Source organism: Ruegeria aquimaris (assembly GCF_025751555.1).
GTDB lineage: Bacteria > Pseudomonadota > Alphaproteobacteria > Rhodobacterales > Rhodobacteraceae > Ruegeria_B > Ruegeria_B aquimaris.
In genome coordinates this window covers 37,783-59,789 of the sequence record NZ_JAOWLB010000025.1, presented here as the reverse complement: position 1 = coordinate 59,789, position 22,007 = coordinate 37,783, and the positions used below count along the sequence as shown (strand labels likewise).

General features: G+C 62.3%; 19 protein-coding genes and 1 pseudogene. 6 read left to right on the top strand and 14 right to left on the bottom strand.

What is annotated here, in order from left to right:
* Positions 1 to 677: 677 nt before the first annotated feature.
* The 4 genes from hydA to OE747_RS21980 are packed head-to-tail and all read left to right on the top strand — an operon-like array spanning position 678 to position 4,100.
* Positions 678 to 2,093, top strand: coding sequence for a dihydropyrimidinase (gene hydA / locus OE747_RS21995; RefSeq protein ID WP_263830610.1), 1,416 nt, complete (start codon positions 678 to 680; stop codon positions 2,091 to 2,093).
* A gap of 12 nt (positions 2,094 to 2,105) precedes the next feature.
* Complete coding sequence (locus OE747_RS21990) at positions 2,106 to 2,495, top strand: VOC family protein (RefSeq protein WP_263830609.1); 390 nt, start codon at positions 2,106 to 2,108, stop codon at positions 2,493 to 2,495.
* Positions 2,492 to 3,172 carry an aspartate/glutamate racemase family protein gene (locus tag OE747_RS21985; protein ID WP_263830608.1) on the top strand — a complete coding sequence of 227 codons (681 nt, stop codon included), beginning with the start codon at positions 2,492 to 2,494 and terminating at the stop codon, positions 3,170 to 3,172. Before OE747_RS21990 ends, OE747_RS21985 begins: the two co-directional genes overlap by 4 nt.
* Entirely contained in the window at positions 3,165 to 4,100 is a 936-nt protein-coding gene (locus OE747_RS21980) for a dihydrodipicolinate synthase family protein (protein ID WP_263830607.1), read from the top strand. Before OE747_RS21985 ends, OE747_RS21980 begins: the two co-directional genes overlap by 8 nt.
* Before the next feature lie 51 nt (positions 4,101 to 4,151).
* On the opposite strand, the gene OE747_RS21975 is transcribed toward OE747_RS21980, so the two are convergent.
* From OE747_RS21975 to OE747_RS21945, 7 genes and pseudogenes are all read right to left on the bottom strand, one after another.
* Entirely contained in the window at positions 4,152 to 4,847 is a 696-nt protein-coding gene (locus tag OE747_RS21975; RefSeq protein WP_263830606.1) for a transposase, read from the bottom strand.
* Entirely contained in the window at positions 4,829 to 5,038 is a 210-nt protein-coding gene (locus OE747_RS21970; RefSeq protein ID WP_263830605.1) for a hypothetical protein, read from the bottom strand. The genes OE747_RS21975 and OE747_RS21970 overlap by 19 nt, the downstream gene beginning before the upstream one ends.
* 36 nt (positions 5,039 to 5,074) lie before the next feature.
* Entirely contained in the window at positions 5,075 to 7,453 is a 2,379-nt protein-coding gene (locus OE747_RS21965) for a hypothetical protein (protein WP_263830604.1), read from the bottom strand.
* Positions 7,454 to 7,637: 184 nt separating this feature from the next.
* Complete coding sequence (locus tag OE747_RS21960; protein ID WP_263830603.1) at positions 7,638 to 10,925, bottom strand: calcium-binding protein; 3,288 nt, start codon at positions 10,923 to 10,925, stop codon at positions 7,638 to 7,640.
* A 109-nt stretch (positions 10,926 to 11,034) separates the two neighbouring features.
* Positions 11,035 to 11,922, bottom strand: a complete 888-nt coding sequence (locus OE747_RS21955) for a calcium-binding protein (protein WP_404818350.1) — start codon at positions 11,920 to 11,922, stop codon at positions 11,035 to 11,037.
* 51 nt (positions 11,923 to 11,973) lie between these two features.
* A pseudogene (locus OE747_RS24615) lies at positions 11,974 to 12,039 on the bottom strand (hypothetical protein); the annotation flags it as partial.
* A gap of 16 nt (positions 12,040 to 12,055) precedes the next feature.
* On the bottom strand, positions 12,056 to 12,238 hold the full coding sequence (locus OE747_RS21945; protein ID WP_263830602.1) for a hypothetical protein: 183 nt from the start codon (positions 12,236 to 12,238) through the stop codon (positions 12,056 to 12,058).
* 807 nt (positions 12,239 to 13,045) lie between these two features.
* Here OE747_RS21945 and OE747_RS21940 point away from each other — a divergent pair.
* On the top strand, positions 13,046 to 14,053 hold the full coding sequence (locus OE747_RS21940; RefSeq protein WP_263830601.1) for a TerC family protein: 1,008 nt from the start codon (positions 13,046 to 13,048) through the stop codon (positions 14,051 to 14,053).
* Entirely contained in the window at positions 14,050 to 14,685 is a 636-nt protein-coding gene (locus OE747_RS21935) for an exopolysaccharide biosynthesis protein (protein ID WP_263830600.1), read from the top strand. The genes OE747_RS21940 and OE747_RS21935 overlap by 4 nt, the downstream gene beginning before the upstream one ends.
* Positions 14,686 to 14,863: 178 nt before the next feature.
* On the opposite strand, the gene OE747_RS21930 is transcribed toward OE747_RS21935, so the two are convergent.
* The 7 genes from OE747_RS21930 to OE747_RS21900 all read right to left on the bottom strand — a co-directional run bounded on the left by OE747_RS21930 (position 14,864) and on the right by OE747_RS21900 (position 22,006).
* Positions 14,864 to 15,985: an alanine racemase gene (locus OE747_RS21930; protein WP_263830599.1), complete on the bottom strand. Its 1,122-nt coding sequence runs from the start codon at positions 15,983 to 15,985 to the stop codon at positions 14,864 to 14,866.
* A gap of 2 nt (positions 15,986 to 15,987) precedes the next feature.
* Positions 15,988 to 17,145 (bottom strand): amidohydrolase, encoded by a 1,158-nt coding sequence (locus OE747_RS21925; RefSeq protein WP_263830598.1) that lies wholly within the window; start codon positions 17,143 to 17,145, stop codon positions 15,988 to 15,990.
* A gap of 108 nt (positions 17,146 to 17,253) precedes the next feature.
* Entirely contained in the window at positions 17,254 to 18,546 is a 1,293-nt protein-coding gene (locus OE747_RS21920; RefSeq protein ID WP_263830597.1) for an ArgE/DapE family deacylase, read from the bottom strand.
* A gap of 8 nt (positions 18,547 to 18,554) precedes the next feature.
* On the bottom strand, positions 18,555 to 19,208 hold the full coding sequence (locus OE747_RS21915; protein WP_263830596.1) for a CoA-transferase subunit beta: 654 nt from the start codon (positions 19,206 to 19,208) through the stop codon (positions 18,555 to 18,557).
* Positions 19,195 to 19,887 (bottom strand): CoA transferase subunit A, encoded by a 693-nt coding sequence (locus tag OE747_RS21910; RefSeq protein ID WP_263830595.1) that lies wholly within the window; start codon positions 19,885 to 19,887, stop codon positions 19,195 to 19,197. Before OE747_RS21910 ends, OE747_RS21915 begins: the two co-directional genes overlap by 14 nt.
* Positions 19,884 to 21,239: an aminotransferase family protein gene (locus OE747_RS21905; protein ID WP_263830594.1), complete on the bottom strand. Its 1,356-nt coding sequence runs from the start codon at positions 21,237 to 21,239 to the stop codon at positions 19,884 to 19,886. The genes OE747_RS21910 and OE747_RS21905 overlap by 4 nt, the downstream gene beginning before the upstream one ends.
* Positions 21,236 to 22,006, bottom strand: coding sequence for an amino acid ABC transporter ATP-binding protein (locus tag OE747_RS21900; RefSeq protein ID WP_263830593.1), 771 nt, complete (start codon positions 22,004 to 22,006; stop codon positions 21,236 to 21,238). The genes OE747_RS21905 and OE747_RS21900 overlap by 4 nt, the downstream gene beginning before the upstream one ends.
* Position 22,007 lies beyond the last annotated feature (1 nt).

Sequence of the window (22,007 nt, the reverse complement as noted above, 5' to 3'; positions counted from 1 at the left end):
CCATGGAAAGCTTCCTGGGTTTCATCGACATTACCTCCATCCGGCTTTGACTCAGACATTTGTCAACATGACCTAGTCAGTTGGGCCATTCCAGGACTGTCGCGGCCAGCGCGATTGCTGAGAAGAAGGTCCCCGGACAGCCGCCCGGCCCAACATGATCCTGCCAAAGACCCATCGCCGCTCCACTGGCTTCAACGATCCTGCAGGGGTTTCGCTGGCCCCTGCTCTCGCGTCGCATCGCACCACCGCAACCCGTCGCAATTGAAGACGATCATTCCCCTCGGGACACGCCGGTCATCGATGCGGGGTCTGGCGAGGCTCTTCGGCAAGAAATGCTTCATGCGCTCCATCCGGGCATCGCCAAGCCAGAAAAAGTGGCGCGTCCTTCAGGTCTCCCTGCGCGACCTGAAGGACGCCAGCCACCTGAAGCCATCAGGTCTGGAGCCTGCTGCCGGAAGAAGTCGGATTGCGATGGGCGTCGGTCTGACTGGCGGCGTCAGCAGGTACGCGGTCGCGGCGGTCAGGGCGGTTTCACCAATGCCTGTGCGGTTGCTTCCGCTCAGGCGCCGGCACCCGGGACGGATTTCACGCGGCAGACAAACCCTGGGACTATGCAGCCGCAGGTTTGGGCGGCATGCTCCGGTGCATTGCCCAATCGCACCAAGAGAGACCGAGCCATGCCCGCAAATCCAGATCTTGTCATCCGTGGCGGTCGGATCGTGACCCGCGACGGAGTAGTTGACGGGGATCTTGCCATTTCGGAGGGCCGGTTCGTGTCGATTGGTCGCCCGGTCGCCACGGCAAAGGCCGAGATCGCGGCCAAGGGGAAATGGGTCATGCCCGGAGGCGTCGATCCTCATGCGCATATCGAACAGATGTCAGGTATGGGGCAATGGAACGCCGATACTTTCGAAACCGCGACCAAATCGGCGGCGATGGGCGGTACGACCAGCGTGATTTCCTTTGCCGCGCAAGAAAAGGGCCAGACCCTCGTTGACACCGTGGCCGACTACGCGGCGCGCGCCGCGCGCGGTGCGATGATCGACTATGCCTTTCACCTCACGCTCACGGACCCGACCGTGACCGGTTTCGAAGCTGATCTGGCCAGGTTGATCGGAGCCGGTCACCGGTCGCTCAAGGTTTTCACGACCTACAACATCCGACTTGATGACATCGACCTGCTGCGCGTTCTCCGGCTGGCTAGACAGAATGGCGCGCTGGTCTGCGTTCACGCCGAAAACGATGCGATCATTTCCGAGGCGCGGGCGGCGCTTGTCGCCGCCGGGCGCACGGCCCCGAAATATCACGCCAAGTCCCGGCCCCGCATGGCCGAGATCGAAGCCGTCGAACGGATCTGCCGGTTTGCCGAATACATCGGTCAGCCGACGATGCTGTTTCACATCTCGACGCAGGAGGCGACAGAAGCGGTCCGCGCAGCGCGGGACAGGGGCGCGCCGATCTGGGCCGAGACCTGCCCGCACTACCTGTTCATGACCGAAGAGGTGCTGGACCGGGCCGGACTTGAAGGCGCGAAGTGGATGTGTTCTCCGCCGCAACGGACCGAGCAAGATCAAACGGCGCTGTGGCAGGCGCTGCTCTCGGGGACGCTGGATCTGGTCTCTTCCGATCACGCCCCTTACCGGTTTGATGAAACCGGCAAGCTCGCAGCGGGTCTGAATGCCGGATTTCACCAGATCGCCAACGGTCTGCCGGGGCTCGAGACCCGTCTGCCGCTGATGTTCGACGCGATGGTGACCGGTGGCAGGGGGGGACCCGAGGCATTTGCCGAACTCACCGCGCATGCTCCGGCCCGGCTCTATGGGCTCCGGGGCAAGGGCGGTATCGCCCTGGGGATGGACGCGGATGTGGTGGTCTGGGATCCTGAGAAAACCGTGACCTATGGGCCCAACGATCTGCACGACAACGTGGGCTACAATCCATGGGAGGGGTTCCGCGTGACGGGCTGGCCCGAGCATGTCATCCTGCGAGGGCAAAGCCTCGTGAAAGACGGCGCCTTCGTCGGCAAACCGGGCGCGGGTCAATGGATCGAGCGCCCCACACTCGCCACCAGACCGGTCGCGCCGGTCTCTTGATCCGAGGATGAAATGCAGCGACCCCCGTTGGACCCGCAACTCGCCATCACCTTCTTCTATTACCGCGACTTGCCGCAGGCGATGCGGTTTTACGAAGAGGTTCTGGGACTGACCCTCGCCATCGATCAGGGCTGGTGCAAGATCTACCGGATTTGTTCTGGCGCCCACGTCGGGCTGGTTGATGAAACCCGTGGCATGAACAAATGGGCGGCAGACAAACCGGTGCAGCTTTGTATCCGGGTGTCGGATGTCGATGGCTGGTTTGCCTATTCGCAGTCCAAGGGGCTGGATGGCCTGTCGCGGCTGTTCGAAAACGACCAGCTCGGCATTCGCGCCTTTGTGTTCCGTGACCCCGAGGGTTATCAAATCGAAATCCAATCCACGACCCGAACCGGCGCATGAAACACCTGATCGTCATCAATCCCAATTCCTCGCAAACCGTCACCGATGGTATCGATGCGGCGGTCGCCCCGTTGCGCAGCTTTGGCATCCCGATCCGCTGCCTGACCCTTTCTGAGGGGCCGAAAGGCATTGAAAGCCAGCGTCAGGCCGACCTGACCATCGCGCCCATGCTGGCATTGGCCGAGGCGCAGGCCGATGCGGCGGGATATGTGATCGCCTGCTTCGGCGATCCGGGGCTGCACGCGCTGCGTGACCAGACCCGGCTGCCCGTGGTCGGCATTCAGGAGGCCGCGGTCATGACCGCGCTGACCCTTGGCCAGCGGTTCGGCGTGATCGCGATCCTGCCGACCTCGATCCCGCGCCATCTGCGGGCATTCGGCGCCATGGGGGTGCTTGGGCGGTTGGCCGGCGACCGGGCGCTTGGCCTTGGCGTTGCCGATCTGGCGGAACCGGACAAGACCCTGGACGCCATGATCGCCACGGGTCGTCGGCTGCGCGACAAGGACGGTGCGGATGTCCTGATCATGGGCTGCGCGGGCATGGCCCGGTATCGCGCCACGCTCGAAGAAGCCACCGGTCTGCCGGTGGTCGAACCCACGCAGAGCGCCGTCAGCATGGCGCTCGGCCAGATCCGGCTGAACATGTCACACGCATCGACGAGATCCAATCATGCTTGACGAAACAACCAAGGGCGTATTCACCATCGCCGTCACCCCGTTTCTGCCCCATGGTGCGCTGGATTTCGACAGCATCGACCGGATGGTGGACGCCTACATCGCGCGAGGCGCAAACGGCCTGACCATTCTTGGGATGATGGGCGAGGCGGGAAAGCTGACAGCCGAGGAATCCGTCGCCGTCGTCCGGCGGGTCATCGCGCGCAGCTCCGTACCGGTGGTGGTCGGCGTGTCGGCACCGGGGCTCGCCGCCATATCGGCGCTGAGCGATGAAGCGATGGATGCCGGTGCCGCCGGTGTGATGGTCGCTCCGCCCAATACCCTGAGGACGGACGCGCAGATCCTGAGCTACTTTCAGGATATCGCGGCAACCCTTGGCAAAACGCCCTTTGTGCTGCAGGATTTTCCGCTTGCGACGGGTGTCCAGATCTCCACCACGGTCATCCTGAAGGTGGTCGAGACCTGCCCGACTTGCGTGATGTTGAAGCACGAAGACTGGCCAGGGCTGGAAAAGATAAGCACGCTGCGGGCTGCTTCAGACGCAGGCGCACGCAGTATCTCGATCCTCTGCGGCAACGGCGGAATGTACCTGCTGGAGGAGATGCTGCGCGGTGCGGATGGCGCGATGACCGGTTTTGGGTATCCCGAGATGATGCGCCGTGTCATCGACGCGGTCAACGCGGGCGACATCGACCATGCGCGCGATGTGTTTGACGCCTACATGCCGATGATCCGCTATGAGGCCCAGCCAGGCATCGGATTGGCGATCCGCAAGTATTCTCTGGCCCGGCAAGGCGTCATCGCCCACCCCACGCTGCGGAAACCAGGTGCGGTGCTGACACCGGCTGCCACAGCCGAGATCGAGGCGCTGGCCGCGCGTCAGCGCATCAGGCTCGCGCAGTTGGGTCTTGCGGACGAGGCGTCGGGTTAAGAAATGCGCGGAGGTGCCAACCGCGCTTTCTGATTTCCTTGCTCGGAACCGTCATGGACCGCTGTACCAAACAGCGACACCATTGCGTCCGCGCGCCATGATTTCAGGAGAGTATCGTGCGGCTGCGCGGCGGCTCGGCCAGATTGGCGCAATCAGGTGGTCCAAACGGATCGCTTCGGCTCTGAAGGTCCACCAGCCGCGGCCCTGTGCTTCCCCCAGCGTCTTTGGCCTTCCCTGAGAGGGGTGCCAAAATACATGCAAGGCCTGATCTATTGTTACCGTGAAACGACATAGGCTGTGGTGAAACCCGACAAGATGAAATCGGTACTGTCCATCTTTGGGACTGGTTTCGCTCGGCCATGGCACCCACGCCACCTCGCGGGTGTAGGATGTGACAATGCCGCCAGGCTTGCGATTGCGCCGGATCGGGCCGTCGCGCACGGGTCGGAAATCGACTTGCAGCACGTTGTTCCCGATGTCTCGCCCGCGATGTGGACGCTCGGTGTTGTAATGATGCACCCAGGTCCCAAGAATTTGGTCGGACTGGGAACGGCTGAAGCAGACAACGAAATTCAGGCATTCGCGCTTGCCCGCATCATTGAGGATGTGCTTGACGGAATTGGCGTCGGCATGGAGTCCCAGCTTTTTCAACTCGCCTGCGATCCGCTTGTAACCCCACAAGAGATTTTCAGACCCGATGCGCGTGACGACGTCGCGCAGCTCCTGCGTCAGGCGCGGCCGTCCCACGGCCTGAAATGGGCGTCCACCGCGCATCTGGGCAAGCCAACGCTTGTAGGCGCGGGCTTGGCCACTTCCATCAACCCGTCGATATCATGCCCGCATTCTTCCCCGATGCGCAGCAGTTCGGCTTTTCCCGCAGGTGACGGGATGATCCACTGGGTCCGGATGCATGCCCGCAGGGTACTGGCCAAAGTCATCGCATACCTCGCATGAAGGGCTGTTGGTAAGGTGGCTCAGGTCAGAAGGTCGAACAGCTCCGATCCGATTTGCAGGTTGATGCTGGACTGCCCCTGACCATCCACGAGCGCCCACATGATCTGGCCCGTGGGGCGATAGATCACGAAAGCCTCCTGCACCGCATCGTCGCCCGCACGCTCACCTTCGGCGTTCTGGGTATGGGCGAAGTTGACCTGGAAATCGGCGCGGGTGGCGGCGGTATTGCCGAACAGGAGGACATCGCCCTCGGCAGAACTGTAATCCTGCACCCAGTCCGACCCGTGGCCTTCGACTCCGACATGGAAAAACTTGTCGGCGCCCGAACCGCCATTGATGCGGTCATGGCCAAAGCCGCCATTGACGAAATCGTTCCCGGCGCCGCCAAAGACCAGATCCGAGAAGGCGGAACCGGTAATCACATCATCCCCGTCCTGCCCCTGGATCTCATCGACGCCAAAGCCGCCCGCGATAGTGTCGTTGCCGCCCTGACCGAAGATCAGGTCGTTGCCTGCACCGGCATCGACGCTGTCATTGCCCTCGCCCGCATAGATCACGTCGCGCAGGTCATCCTCGGAAGGGCCACCGATGATGATGTCATCGCCATCGCCGCCGTTGAGCGTATCGGCACCCAGACCGCCATCGAGACTGTCGTTTCCGCCAAGCCCGGACATCCGGTCGTTCCCCGGACCGCCCTCGGCCCGGTCCGCTGCATCGGAGCCGAACAGAACATCGTCGAGAACACTTCCATCCGACATGCCGATGGTGGCCTCGATCGGCAAGGCAACGAAGCCACCGGGGTAGGAGTCTCCCGGACCATCGTGGATATCGGCAACCCGTTCGAATGTTTCGTCCGCCGTCATCCGCCACAGTTCGGACCCAGTCAGCCCGTCGTTGCCGACGAAATAGAGTGCGCCGTCATACACATGCAGGTTGCCCGCGCCGCTGTCTTCTCCGGGGTTGAGGTCCCGGACCAGGCCGGGAATGCCATCGGCATCCACGCGCCAGAGTTCCCGCCCATGAATACCGTCCTCGGCGGTGAAATACAGGGATGTACCGAAGACGATAAAATCATGGGCGCTGGATGAGGATCCGCCGGGATTGATGTCGGCCACCAGTTCAACGGTACCGTCCGAGAACGCGCGCCAAAGCTCGTTGCCCAGGGGGCTGCCGTCTTCGGCCCATTCGCCAATGGTGAAGTAGAGCGCGTTGCCGAACACCTGCATCTCGCGGATTTCCGAGAACAGGCCGCCAACCCGGAAATCATGAACCAGTTCCGGAATGTCGCCTGCGCCCAGCCGATAGAGATCGAATGCACCGCCAAAGGCCGGATCGTCGGCCTGGAACCACAATTGGTCGTCGAAAACCTGCAAGGCCCGCGGGATGGCGTTGAACCCGACTTGTTCCTGTGTGGTCACCTGCCGGGCGACACCGTCGGGATCGACGCGCCACAACTGTGAACCGCCGCTGTCCCCGTTTGCCGCAAAGTAGAGCGCGCCATCAAACAGGGTGAACTCGCCCGGGCTGGAGCTTCCGCTGCCGGTCTTGATGTCCCGGACCTGTTCGACCTCGCCGGATGCGGTGACGCGCCAGAGTTCGGTTCCCAGCGCGTCGGTCTTGGCCGAGAAATACAGCGCATCCCCGTAGACCGTGAACGACTTGGCAATGGAATCCGCCGGGCCCGGATTGATATCGGCGACAAGTTCGGCATTCCCGTCGGAACCGATCCGATAGAGTTCATAGCCGGTGTCTTCGTTTGTTGCCTCGAAGTACAGCGTTCCCATGAACGGGGTGAAATCGTTCGGGTTGCCATGCGGTGGACCCGGGTTGATTTCCTCCAGTTGGACGACAACCCCATCCGGGCCCACACGCCATGGCTCGGCCCCGGTGTCGTCGCGCGTATTGATCGGGGTGCGGGCAGAGAAATAGATCGTGTCACCCAACCGGGTGAGGTTGTTTGGCGCGCCGTCGTTGGGGCCTTCGTAGATGTCGGCCACTTGCGCGACCTGACCGGTTGGCAACAAGCGCCAGAGCTCGCGCCCGAATGCATCGGAGGTGGCCCGGAAGTAGAGGGCAGTGCCGGACAGAGCGCCGGTTGTGGTGACGTCGACCCCGATCTCGGTTCGCCGACCGCTGGTTTCAGTGAACTGGTATGTGAACAAGTCACTGCCGGCCCCGGTCGTGTCCGGGCGGTATGCAAGGCGCGAAAGCTGGTCTGCCGATATTTCCTGTCCGGGGGCCAGCGGCGCGGCGCCGGGCAGGATGATGTCACCGATTTCCGGCAGGCTGAGAATGGTGATCGTCGTTTCCGAATCCGGTGGAGGCGCGATTGCCAGCGGGATGTCACCAGTATCGGGATTGGCGGATATGTTACGGGTGCGATCCGTTGTTGCAGACACGGTCAGTTCCTCCCTTTTGTGGCGATCCGTTGGCGCGCTGGTATCGCGTATCGACAACCGAACCGGGACAAAGCGCGGTCATTTCGAAGTTATACCGATCACGCCCAAGACTGGCGCAATCCGCAATCTCCCCGGTCGCGAGATAGCTGTCGCCGCCCCGGCCGGACTCACAGCAAACGCGCGATCAGGCCAGCAGGTCGAACACCTCGCTGCCGATTTGCAGGTTGATCGCTGACTGCCCCTGACCATCGACCAGCGCCCACATGATCTGACCGGTGGGGCGATAGATCACGAAGGCCTCTTGTACGGCATCGTCGCCCGCACGTTCGCCCTCGGCGTTCTGCGTATGCGCGAAGTTCACCTGGAAGTCGGCACGGGTGGCGGTCGTGTTGCCGAACAGGAGCACGTCCCCCTCGGCAGAACTGTAATCCTGCACCCAGTCCGAGCCATGCCCTTCGACACCAACATGGAAGAACTTGTCGGCGCCAGTGCCGCCATTGATCCGGTCATGCCCGAAGCCGCCATTGACGAAGTCATTCCCGGCGCCGCCGAACACCAGATCGGAAAACGCCGAACCGGTGATGACATCGTCGCCATCCTGACCCTGGATCTCGTCCACGCCCGCGCCACCGGCAATGGTATCGTTGCCGCCCTGGCCAAAGACCTGGTCATTGCCCGCGCCCGCATCGACGCTGTCATTGCCCTCACCTGCAAAGATCACGTCGCGCAGATCGCCCTCGGACGGGCCGCCGATGATGATGTCATCGCCATCGCCGCCGTTGAGCGTATCGGCGCCCAGACCGCCATCCATGCTGTCATTGCCTGCCTCGCCCAAGAGCCGGTCGTTGCCGTCGAGGCCCAGGATGGTGTCGTCCCCCGGCCCGCCGACGAGGACGTCGGCCTCCGGCGTGCCGGTCAGGGATAGGTGATCGGGTTCGACCGTCCCGGCGCCCACAGCGGTAAGGCTTTCGACCGTCCCCTGACCGTCGCCATAGGAGAAGCGCACCGAGACGGTTGCGCCCACATCGGCTGCGGTCAGCAGGTAACTGGCCGCCGTCGCCCCGGGGATGACCGTGCCGTCGCGCAGCCACTGGTAGCTCTGCGACCCATCGACAATGCCATCGGCATCGGCAACCCCCGAAGCGTCGGCGGTCAGAGTCTCGCCCTGCTTGGCCGTGCCGGAGATCACCACGTCACCCGTGGGCGCGTCGTTGACGTTTTCGACCGCGTCCGTGGCGGCGCTGGTCACGGTTTCACGGAAGCCGAAACCGTCGGTGTAGCTGTAGGCAAAGGAGATTTCGGCCCCGACGTCTGCCTGGGTCAGGGTGTAGGTATTAGCGGTGGCGCCGGAAATGGCCGTGCCGTCGCGCAGCCATTGACCCGATGCGGCCGCCGGGTCGAACCCATCGACATCCGCGACGGTCGAGGCGTCGGCGGTCAAGGTCTCGCCCTGTGCGGCTATGCCGGAGATCGCCACCTCACCTGTGGGCGCGTCGTTGACGTTCTCGATCGCGCTGGTGATGGCGCTGGTCATGGACTCTTCTATGAAGAACCCGTCGACATAGGTGATGCGAACCGAGATGCGGCTACCGACATCCTCTTGTCCGAGGGCATAGGTCGCGCCGGTGGCGCCGGGCAGCTCCGTGCCGTCACGTAGCCACTGAATGTCCACGTCTGCCGGATCGAACCCGTCGGCATCCGCGATGCTGGTCAGATCGACACCGAGGCTTTCGCCCTGACGGGCGGTGCCGGTGATCGCGGGCCTGCCGGTGGGCGCATTGTTCGCTCCGAACCCGACAAGGGTCAAGGTGGCCCCGTCTTCGAAGGTGATGACCCTGTTCCCATCCACATTTGCACCGGTGGCGGCGCCGGTATCGACCCCGTCAAAACTGAGCCGGTCCTGGGACCGGTCGAAATCGGTGATCCGGTCGGCGCCGCCGCCGGGTTCGATGACGTACTCGTCCGCGCCGTCGCCGCCGGTCATCAGGTCATCGCCGGCACCGCCGCGCAGCATGTCATCTCCGTCGCCGCCTTCGAGCGTGTCGTTGCCCGCGTCGCCGATCAGGTTGTCATTGCCACCCGCGCCGCCAAGACGGTCGTTGCCTGCACCACCACGGAAGGTGTCGTCCTCGGTCCCGCCAAGGGCCTGGTCGTTGCCGCCCAGCAGATCCACATCATGGCCGCTGTCGTCGAAGACGATCACGTCATCCTCTTCGGTCGGCGTGCCGCCAAGTTGGGCAACGTCGAACACTTGACCGTAAAGGCCGTTTGCACGGTCGGTGCTGCCCCAGTCGTACCAGACGGTAGCGATCTGGCCATCTTCGAGCGCGACCACGCGGGGCTTCGACTGGTGGTAGGTCTGGAAGCTGTTGATCAGGAAACTGTCGCCCATCTGGTTGCCCGCAGCGTCGTAGCGGGTGCCATAGATGTCGTTGCGCACATCGTGGTAATCGACATGCCGCGTGCGCAGGATCATGAAACCGCCGTCGGGCAGCGCCTCCATGCCGATATCATAGGCGCCGCCCTGACCATCGCCAAGGTGCGGGTCGGCATGGATGTCGGCCCCCAGCGGATTTCCCGCGGCGTCATAGACGCGCACGGCAACATGGTTCCAGCTATCGGGGATATGCTCGGCCCAGCTGTCGGCGAAGGCGATGGCAAACCCACCGCCTGCCAGGCCGACCGCTACCGGGCTGTTCTGCACTCCGGTGGAGTCCGAGTTCACCCGGAAGTTCCCGCCCACCGCCGCTCCGGTGGCATCGTAGATCTGGGCATAGACGCCATGGCCGCCTTCGTCCTCCAGATCGTCGGACCAGGAGACGACGAACCCGCCCCCGGACAGCGCTGCAACGGACGGATCCCGCTGCCAAAGCGTGGTCGAGGAGGTGTTGACATGGGTGTTTTGCAATGTGCTGGTGCCATCTGCCGAGAGGACCTTCACCGTGATGTCGAGATCGTCGTAGAAGGCCATGACGATGCGGCCATCAGACAGCGTGTCGAGCGAGGGGTAGGTCTCCCAACTGCTGGTGACGACCCAACCGCTGTCGCTGACCTGGTTGGCAACGACGAACTGGTCGTTCAAGGCGGTTCCGCTGGCGTCATAGGTTCGCCCCAGCACGTTACGGCCGGTGTTGTAGCCGCCATTGTATTCCTCGACGACCCAGGCGACAAAGAACCCGCCCGCTGCGGTAGGGGTGACGGTCGGGCTCCAATGGGGCAACTCACCGCCGCCGGGCACCAGAGAGGGTTGGCTGATCTGGAAGCTGTCGCCGACGGGTGTGCCCTCGGGCGTCAAAATCTGGGCGTGGATCGAACTGGGCGCTGTGGCATCGTCCCAGACTGCAACGATATTGCCGTTGTCGAGCACCGTAATGTTGACGCCATCCGAAAACGCCCCGACGACCGATGCGCGTGCGTTGTTGACGGCGAACTCGGAACCGTCAGGCCGAAACCAGTAGTTACCGATGGACATTCAGACCTCCAGACTTGATCGAGACAATTCTCCGACCAAGCCTGAACGTTACATTCCACTTTCGATATGATTTAGATCAACCTCGATGTCTCGGGAAGCAAGGTGGCGATCAGGCCAGGAGATCAAAAACGTCCCTGCCGATTTGCAGGTTGATGCTGTCCTGCCCTTGCCCGTCCACAAGCGCCCACATGATCTGGCCCGTGGGTCTATAGATCACAAACGCCTCTTGCACCGCATCGTCACCCGCGCGCTCGCCCTCGGCGTCTTCCGTATGCGCAAAGTTCACCTGGAACTGCGTGCGGGTGGCGGAGGCATTGCCAAAGAGCAGAACATCGCCTTCGGCCGAACTGTAGTCCTGCACCCAGTCCGACCCGTGACCCTCGACACCGACATGAAAGAACTTGTCCGCGCCGGTGCCACCGTTGATCCGGTCATGCCGGAAACCGCCGTTGACGAAGTCGTCGCCCGCGCCGCCGAACACGAGGTCGGAAAAGCTCGATCCGGTGATGACGTCGTCGCCATCCTGACCCTGCAATTCGTCGACCCCGGCGCCGCCCGCGATCGTGTCGTTGCCGTTCATCCCATAAACGAGATCGTTGCCGGCTCCGGCGTCGATGCTGTCATTGCCGTCATCGCCGTAGATCTCATCGCGCAAGTCCGCGCCTGTCTCTCCGCCAAGGATGGTATCATCCCCGGTGCCACCGTTCACGGTGTCAGATCCATCGCCTGCCTGGATGTTGTCATTGCCGTCCCGCCCAAGAATGCGGTCGTTTCCGTCAAGTCCTTCGATCGTATCCGCGCCCGCATCGCCACCCAGCGCGTCAGCATCAGGGGTGCCGACGATACGTGTGCCAGCGACAGGCCCGCGCATCAGATCCAGAAGGCCGGCCACATCCAGCGTCTGGTCTAGGAACTGGAAAATCTCGACGCCGATGATCTCGTCGGCCCCTTCAAAGGACTGGAAGGTAAAGAACGACCCGCTTAGCGAGATGGTCACATCGGTGGTGTTGTAGTCCAGGATAACCCTGTCTCCCAAACCGCCTTCGCCGTGCAGCCGATCAGAGCCGGGGCCGCCGATCAGCACATCGTCGCCCAGACCGCCGAACAGGTTGTCGTTGCCCGCACCCCGATCAGCCGATCATCGCCGTCATAGCCGAACAAGGTGTCGTCACCCCCAACCCGTCCAGGGTATCATTGCCAGCGGTGCCTTCGACAACGTCGAAGGAATCCGTTCCGAGCACCGCCGCCGAAACAGCGCTTTCATGAAAAAGAACGCTACCCGGATTGGTCTCGCGGCTTGCCAAATCAGACATTTGAAAGACTCAATAACCAATGAGTATTCCTGTTTAGTGGGAGACCGCAGAAGGACCGGAACGCGTGAAATCGTTTCGAGTGATCCGATGTCACGCAGATAAATACGGGTTTGTGCAAACAGCAGGTTCGTGCCTTAATAATTGGCCGAACCGCCCGGCGTCGCCTGCGAACTCAGTGCGCGCTACGGTATCACAAATCAATCACGGCACAAAACAGCAATGGGCTGCCAAAGCACCGCCTTGCCAGTCGCCTTGGTGCCGACAGCAGCGGGCGTTTCGACTAGGTAGGTGTTCACCGCTGCTGTGAAAGTCAGCCCCCCTGGCTTTTCGTTTGTAGGCCAGTGGATCGCCACCGAGCCTTTTTTCTGTTGTTTTCGAGGGTTATGCGGGAGGGGCTGTGAACCGGCCGTGGCTCGGGGCGGCCCGCTTGGTCTCTCTAGGTCGATATACTCTCGACCTATTGTCTTGGGCGTTTTTGCTGTATCGCCGTCCAACCATTTGATTTTTATTGATAACCATGTTGGGTCAACTTGCGGTTTGAGCCCCGGTGAATTTTGGTGGTTTGGGCCCCGGCTCCAACAACCGCCTGTTCTGTGGGTCGTGGCGTCTCGCCGACGATGATCGAAGCCTGCATCGCTCGCGGCCTTCTGCCGTTCAATCGACCGTCTGGAAATATTCTTTTCGACCGGGCTTGCCGGAGTTTCGGCAATTCCCATTTATCGATGGCTCGGGTTCCGATCTTGCGTCGATCTACATGGTCGCCGTCTCTGACCGCCTCTGCGGGCGGGTCAATTCCGGAGCCCAATCTTGGATCTTCTGTCACTCGACTGTCTTGGCAAGCCCCTGTGGAGCTGGGTGCTCTTCCTGTGCCTCATTGTGGCGCTCCTAGTCTTCGACCTCGGCGTGCTGCATCGGAAATCCCACGAGATCGGCGTGCGCGAGAGCCTGTTGCTCTCCGCGTTTTACGTCAGCGTCGGCCTCCTGTTTTCGCTCTGGATCTGGCAATTCATGGGCGAACGGGCGGCGCTTCTCTACCTTACCGGCTTTGTCGTCGAGAAAAGCCTCGCGATGGACAATATCTTTGTCATCGCGATGATCTTTGCCTATTTCGGCGTGCCGCGCGCCTATCAGCACCGGGTCCTTGTCTGCGGCATCCTCGGCGTGATCATCCTGCGCGGGATCATGATTGGCGTTGGTGCTGCGGTGGTCGAACACTTCGAGTGGGTGCTGCTGATCTTCGCGGCATTCCTGATCCTCACCGGCATCAAGATGCTGCGCGACGGCGACGCGGAATATGACGTTGCGCACAACCCGGTTCTGCGCTTCATGCGCCGCCGCTTCAACGTGACCGACGGGCTCCATGGCGAGCGGTTCGTCGTGCGCCAGCCAGTCGGCACCTCAGGAGCCTCCAAGCTCTTCGTCACGCCGCTTTTTCTCGCGCTCGTCATGGTCGAACTGGCAGACGTGATCTTCGCCGTCGACTCGATCCCCGCCATCTTCGCGATCACCACCGACCCCTATATCGTCTATACCTCGAACATCTTCGCCATTCTCGGCTTGCGGGCGCTTTATTTTGCGCTCTCGGCGATGATGCATCGCTTCATCCATCTCAAGACCGCGGTCTCGCTGGTGCTCGTCTTCATCGGCGCCAAGGTCATCGGGGCAGAGCTTCTGGGGATCGAGAAGATGCCTGCCGTGATCTCACTTGGTGTCACCGCAACGCTGCTGATCGGCGGCATCGCTTTGTCGCTCTGGCAGACGCGACACACCGTTGCGGCGCCCTCTGTGGCGGTCAATCCGATTCAGACGGAATGACCGCCATGGATGCCAACCAACCGCTTCTGAACCGGCGGCCGGGACGGAAGCTGTCCGAGGTGCTGCGCGACATCTCGGCGGGACAAGGAACGCGGGTTTCGGTCGGCGATATCGTCCACGCCCTTCGCGACCGCAGCTTCGCGCCGCTTATGGTGATCTTCGCCGCTCCGAACGTATTCCTGTTCATACCCGGCTCGTCGGTCTTCACCGCGGTGCCGCTGATGTTTCTGGCTGTGCAACTGATTCTCGGCCGACCGGACGTCTGGCTGCCGCGGTTCGTCGCCGACCGCGCCATCGAGCGCGCGTCCTTCGACCGGATCGTCATAGTATCGGTTCCTTACGTCGAACGGATCGAGCGCCTGGCCAAGCCGCGCTGGTGGCCGACCTCCTACCCGCTGGCCGAACGCCTTATCGGTGCTGCGACCCTGATCCTCGCGATTTTCCTCTTCCTTCCGATCCCCTTCGCCAACGGTCTGCCGGCCCTGTCGATCATCATGCTCGCACTCGGCCTGAGCGAGCGCGACGGCTACTGGTTTGTTGCGGGGCTTCTTCTGACCCTGTTTTCGACCGCTTTCGTCACGGGCATGGTTCTGATTGGCGGTTTCGCGGTTCTGGAACTTCTGTTCGGCTAACCCACACGCTCGGAAACCGCAGGAAAAAGTCAGATCAGACCCGCCGGGCGCAAAACGGCCTGCCGCGCAGGATGGCCTTGCGGAAACCGAAGTGCTCGGCGGCGTATTGGTAAGACGCCGCCACCCGGTCCCGCCTGTCATCTCGATCGGGGGATCGTGGTCGAGAGCTTACAGGGGCTTACCGGCGATAAGCCCGGGGATTGCGCAATCCCCAGTCGGAAAACAAATCCGGCAAGATGGTACCAAATTGTGAAACGGCCATCTCCGGGCCAATTGTGTTTGGGCCGTCTCCGCCAAACACCGTCGCTTCGTCGCCGACCTGAGCCTCGCCAATCTCGGTGATGTCCGCGACGATGGAGTTCATGGAAACCTTGCCCAGAACCGGCGCGCGCTTGCCGCGGATCAGGACCGCTCCGCAGTCATGTGCGATCCGGCCGTATCCCGCAGCATAGCCGATTGAAATGCAGGCCAGGCGGCAGTCCTTGTCCAGACGCCGGTCGCAATCGTAGCCGACAGTCGCGCCTTTAGGGTAATCGCCCAGATGAACCACCCGTGACTTGAGCTCCATGGTGGCACGAAAGCCGAGTTCGGGTTTCAAGAAGCCATAAAGAATGGCTCCGCAGCGGTACATGTCGGTTTCCACCGGTTCGCCCGACAGCAATGTCAGCGTACTGCCCGCATGGACCAGCAGGTCCGATCTCTTCAAATCGCTGTTGTCGCAGACCCAGGCCACCTGCCGCGAAAACCGATCCGCGCTTTGCCCGAGCGGCACCGGCTCGTTCGTTGGGAAATGCGTGCAGATGCCAACGATATTCTGGCCGATCGTCTCCAGGATTTCACGGCACTCCTGTTGTCCGGCTTTGGTTGACATCTCCAATCCGTCCCGGGACATGCCATCGCAGTTGAGGGCAAGGTGAACACCCGCCGGTCGCCCGCCGCCGCCTATGATTTGACGCAACTGCCGGGCTGCCCAGACAGAGCCGACTTGTTCCTCGACATGGTCCGCCAGCGCCCCGGCCATTTCCTCCGGCGTCGCCGCGCGCAGCCGGATAAGCCTGCCGGAAAACCCCGCTTCGCGCACGGCGCGGACTTCGGCGTTCGAGGTGACACCGATACACCCGACCTCTTGTTCCAAAAGCAACGGAACCACCCGGCCGATCCCGTGCCCGTAGGCATCCGCCTTCATCACCGCGCAGAATTCAACACCATCGGGCACAAGCCCAAGGGCCAGTTCAAGATTGCTGGAAATCCGATCGCAGTGGATTTCACACCAGGAGCTTGGAATCGAAGCCTGGGCCATGATCAGACCTGCGAGGGTCCCAGCATCTCGGTGATGATTCCACAAAACAGATCGGCCGCGATCGGGATCAGCGCATCGGGAAAATCGTAATCGGGATTGTGCAGCTGGGGGTGGGTCTCACCCGCACCCAGATAGATTATGGCGGCTTTTGCCCCATCCAGGCCGATACGGCCAAAATCCTCGGACCAGCGCATTGGGGCCGGCATCTCGTACAGGGCACGGGCCTGGGCGCTGGCCTGGCGTCGTGCGACACCGGTCGCCTCGGTGTCGTTGGTCACCGACAGAAAGATATCGTGCCAGCGGATATCGACGGACAGGTCATCGGTATGCCGCGCGACCAGCGCAATGGCGTCGGACACCAGCGCATCCATGCGCGCGTCGGTCATGCAGCGCAGGGTCACCCGCAACTCGCCCCGCCCGGGCGCGATACCAAAGGTCGGCTCTCCCAATTGGGCATGCGTCAGCGTGACGAGCGCGAACCCCTCGTCCTCGATCGTACCGGTGCTCAGAGTCGGCAAGGCCTGCATCAGCGCGGCCATGGCCGGGCCAGGGGAAACCCCGTCTTCGGGCGCCGCGGCGTGAGAGCTCTTCCCCTCCAGCAGGATTTGCATCCCGCGCGAGGCGCAGTTGCTCGGGCCCGCGCGCAATCCGACCTCACCCAGCGGGCGGCCCGGTACGTTGTGATACGCAAACGCATAATCGGGGCGAAGCTCTGGCCAGCGCGCATCTTCGATCACCGCTTTCGCCCCTGCCCCGGTTTCTTCGGCGGGTTGAAACAACAGGATCACACGGCCCGTTGCCGGGCGATTGGCAAGCGCCGTGGCGACGCCCAGCATCGAGACCATATGCCCGTCATGGCCACAGAGGTGCCCCTTGCCTTCGATTTCGGATTTGTGAGCGATGTCGTTGATCTCATGGATCGGCAGCCCGTCGAGTTCACAGCGCAAGAGCACGGTCGGACCATCGGTCACGCCATCAAAGGCCGCTGCAACGCCATGCCCACCGAGCCCCTGCCAGATCCAGTCGGCCCCACGTGCCGTCAGTTCCTGCGCGATGCGTCTTGCCGTCTCGGCCTCTTCGCCCGAGACTTCGGGCTTGCGGTGAAGCTCACGACGAAGGACCGTCAGCGTTGCAACTTGTTCCTGGGTTAGAACGGTCATGGGAAGCTCCCTCAGAATAGTTCAAACAAACCGACCGCACGCGCAGCCATAGGCCGTGCCAACGGGGGCGGGCGGAACGGCAACCGCCTTGCGCATTCGGTCACCCCCTCAACGCTCTTCGATGCCGCACCAATCGGCAATGAACAGGGCCGTTGCCTTGGTGACGCGGCGCATGCTTTCCAGTTCGACACGTTCGTTGAACCCGTGGATCGCCTCGGCGCGTGGCCCGTAAACCAGCGCGGGCGTATCCGCGTAGAGACCAAAGAAGCGCGCGTCGGTCGTGGCGGTGATCGCCTCGCGCACCAGGGGTGTCCCGGTAGCAGTGTGATGCGCCTGATCCAGCGCCGCAATTGCGGATGCGGCCCGTTCAGACCCGTCTTCGGACAGCGCGTAGCCCTCGGCGTGAAAACCGTGATAAACAACTTCGGGCAAGGCGTTACGCAGAAAGTCGTTGCCCCGCGCCGCGTCGAGTATGACCCGTTCGATCTCAGCCTTTGCCGCGTCGATCGACTGGCCGGGAAAGATCGCCATGCGCACGTCAAAGGTGCTCCATGCCGGCACCGAACTGGTCCAGTCGCCCCCCTGGAACTTGCCGACATTGAGGTTCAGCGCATGATCCATATGGGCATAGTCGGAATGGCGGTTTTCCGCCGCGTTCCAGCGATGCTCCATCTCGTGCAGGGCCTGAATCACGGGAATCGCGGCCTCGATTGCATTGGCGCCGCTACCGGCATAGGCCACGTGGGTCGGCAGCCCCTTGAGATGAACCTGGAACCAGATCACGCCAAGCTGTGCGGTGACAAGCTGTTCGGCAAAGGGTTCTGGGATCAGCGCCGCGTCGGCGGTGTAGCCCCGTGCGAGACAGGCCAATGCACCGTTGCCGGTGCACTCCTCTTCGACCACCGATTGATAGAACACGTCCGCCGCCGGAGCCACCCCACACGCGGTCAGCGCATCCAGCGCAAACAGGTTCGACGCCAATCCCGCCTTCATGTCACCGCCACCGCGCCCGTAAAGCCATCCATCCGCGACGCGCGGCTCAAAGGGGGGGCTGTCCCACATGTCCAACGGCCCGGCGGGCACCACGTCGATATGTCCGTTCAGGATCAGCGAGCGGCCTTTTCGCGTTCTGGCGCGGTGCGTGCCAACCACATTCACCGCATCTTCATACGGCCCCAGAACCGGAGAAAACCCCGGCAGATGCCGGATGTCCTCCACGTCGATCTGCCAACGATCGACCTCGTAGCCGCGCGCGCTCAATTCGGCCGCCATGAAATCCTGTGCCGATTGTTCCTGCCCGCGCAGAGACGGGTGCGCGGTCAGTTCGGCCAGAAACGCGATTTGCCTGTCAAAGGCCCTGTCTACGGCATCGAACAGGCGGGTTTTCAGATCGGTTTGCATGTGCGACCTCAAAAGCTTGGGAGTGGTGTTTCAGAAACGATCAGCGGCGCTCCGGTGGCCTCTTTGATCTCGGCCACACTCACGCCCTGGGCGGTTTCGATCAGGTGAAAGCCGTCGGGTTTCACGTCAATCACCGCCAGATCCGTAAAGATCCGCCTGACGCAACCCCGCGCCGTCAGCGGCAAGGTGCAGCATTCCGTGAGCTTGGGATTGCCCGCACGGTCGGTATGGGTGGTGAGGACAACAACGCGCCGCGCCTTTTGCGCCAGTTCGATCCCTCCGCCCACGCCCGGCGAGAACTTTCCGGGGATCTTCCAGTTTGCCAGATCGCCATTGGCCGCGACCTCGAACGCACCAAGCATGGTCAGGTCCAGCCGCCCGGACCGCACCATCGCAAAACTGGTTGCGCTGTCGAAAAACGCCGATCCGGGAATGGTCGAAACATAGGCCCCGCCCGCATCAATCAGGTTCCGGTCGGCCCGATCGGGGGGCAGGGTCGGCCCGATCCCGGTCAAACCGTTTTCCGCATGCAGGCACACGGGAAAGTCCCCAGGCAAATGATTGACCACCCTGGTCGGCAGACCAATGCCAAGGTTGACCACCATGCCCGGCCGGATTTCGCGGGCCGCACGCGCGGCCAGTCTGTCATTAGCGTTGGACAACGGCGTATTCCTCGGACAAAGCAGCCAGTTCCGTGACGTGATCGACAAACACGCCGGGCGTGTGGATGTCGTTGGCGTCAAGCGCGCCAAGCGAAAGCACGGCTTCGGCCTCGACGATGACGCAATCGGCGGCCATGGCCATCAGAGGGTTGAAATTCCGCGCGGTGGCCGCGTAGGCAAGATTGCCAAAACTGTCGGCGCGCGCTGCGTGCAGCAGGGCCACATCGGCACGCAGGGCGGGTTCGATGACATGGGTCTTGCCGCCGAACTCGATCATCCGTTTGCCCTCGGCCAGTTCGGTGCCGATGCCGATATCGCTTAGGAACCCGCCAATCCCCGCGCCACCCGCGCGGATGCGTTCGGCCAGAATGCCCTGGGCGTTGAACTCGACCTTGATCCTGCCCTTGTTCATCAGATCAATCGCGTGACCGTTCAGCCCGAGATGGGTGGTGATCAGCCGCGCGACCTGACCGCTCCGCAACAGATGATCGACACCCATGTCCGGTTCGTTGGCATCGTTCTTGATGACTGTGAGATCACGCGCGCCATGGCGCACAAGCGCCCGGATCAGGGCAAAAGGAGTGCCCGGAACACCAAACCCGCCCAGCATCACCGTGGCGCCGTCCTGAATCCGGGCGATGGCGTCTTCGATGCTGCATTGCTTGTCGGTCAGTCTCACGCGGCCTCCTCGGACACGGGCAGGCCCGTTTCGCTTGCGAATGCGTCCAGAGCATCACGCAGGATCACCATCATATCGTCAATCTGGGTCTCGGTGATGATCAGGGGGGGAGCCACAAGGAAATGATCGCCAGAGGTACCGCCACGCGTGCGGCGGGAATAGATGATCAGACCGCGCGCATAGGCCAGTTCCACCAGACGGTCATAGGCGTTGAGCTTGGTCGGCAGCGGCTCCATCGTTTCGCGGTCCGAGACCAGTTCGAACGCGGTCAACAGCCCCTTGCCCCGCACATCGCCGATGAAGGGGTAGCGGTCCATCAACTCGCGCAGCCGGGCCATAAGTACCTCGCCCATACGGGCGGCGTTTTCGATCAGGTTCTGCTCTTCCAACTCTTCCAGCACGGCCAGTCCCGCCGAACAGGCCAGCGGATTTCCGGCATAGGTGAACCCGTGCAGAAACCCTCCCGCATCGAGCACCGGCTCGACCAGACGGGCGCCGGCGACGATGGCCCCAAGCGGCGCATAGCCAGCGCCAAATCCCTTGGACATGGCCACGATATCCGGGGTGATCCCCCAATGCTCGGCGGCAAGGAACCTGCCCGTACGGCCCGCACCGGTCATGACCTCGTCATAGATCAGCAGGACGCCAAACTCGTCACAGATCTCCCGGATGCGCCCGTAATAGCTGTCCGGGGCCACCAGCGCACCGGTCGAGGCGCCGCCGATAGGCTCCATGACGAACGCAAGCACCGTTTCCGGGCTTTCGGCGATGATCTTGTCCCGCAGAAGCTCGGCATATTTCAGCCCGCGCTGCGCTTCGCTGAGATTGTCGCGGTCCAGATAGGTGGCGGGTGCGGCGATCTTTGGCATCCCGCGCATCATCGGCGCAAAAGGCTCACGCAGCGGATCGTAACCGGTCAGGTCCAAGGCGCCAAAGGTACATCCGTGATAGGACGGGAACCGCGAAATGACCTTGTAACGTTTCGGCTGGCCCTGGGTCAGGGCATGTTGCCGGGCCAGCTTCACGGCGCTTTCCACCGCTTCCGAGCCGCCGGAGACAAAGAACACCCGGTCCAGCCCCCTGGGCATCAGCAACACTGTCTTTGCGGCCAGATCCTCGGACGGATGGGTACGGAAATGCAGGCGATAGCCGAATGTGGCCTTGTCCATCTGCGCCTTGATCTTGGCGAGAACACGCGGGTTCGAGTGACCGATATTGGACACCATCGCCCCCGACGATCCGTCGATATAGCGCTTGCCGTTCTCGTCGAACAGATAGATCCCCTCCCCCCGGTCGAGAAACGGGCGCGGGTTGCGGGTTTGATAGAACAGATACGAAGCCGCGTCGCTCACTTGGCACCTTCCAGATGTTTGCGCAGGAATTCCCGGGTCCGGGGTTGTGTCGGATTTTTGAACAGCACTTCCGGTGGGCCCTCTTCGACCACCACGCCCTTGTCCATAAACAGAACCCGGTCACAGACCGAGGCGGCAAAATCCATCTCATGGGTGACGATGATCATGGTCATGTGCTCTTCGGCGAGTTTTTTCATGACCAGGTTCACTTCTTCGACCAGTTCCGGGTCAAGCGCCGAGGTGGCCTCGTCAAACAGCATCAGCTTGGGTTTCATGGCCAGCGCCCGGGCGATGGCAACCCGTTGCTTTTGCCCGCCGGACAATTGCGACGGGTAATAGTCGATCCGCTCCAGCATGCCGACCTTGTCGAGCTGCTCCTCGGCCAGCCTGTCGGCATCCCCCTGCGACATCCCCTTGAGCAGTTTCGGCGCCATGGTCACGTTCTCGCGGGCCGTCATATGCGGGAACAGGTTGAAATGCTGGAAGACCATGCCGACCTGCTGGCGCATCTCGTTGATGTGCTTTTCATACTGGCGGTGTGGCAGCTTCTTGTTCACCTGCACCCCGTCCAGCCAGATCTCGCCGCCAGTCAAAGGGTCCAGATCGTTGATCGCCCTGAGCAGCGTGGACTTGCCGGAGCCCGACGAACCGATGATGCCGACGATCTGGCCACGCGAAACCTTCAGGCTGATATCCTTGAGCACTTCAAGCGCGCCAAAGGATTTCTGGGCGTGACGAATTTCGACAAAACTTGTCTGTTCGCTCATG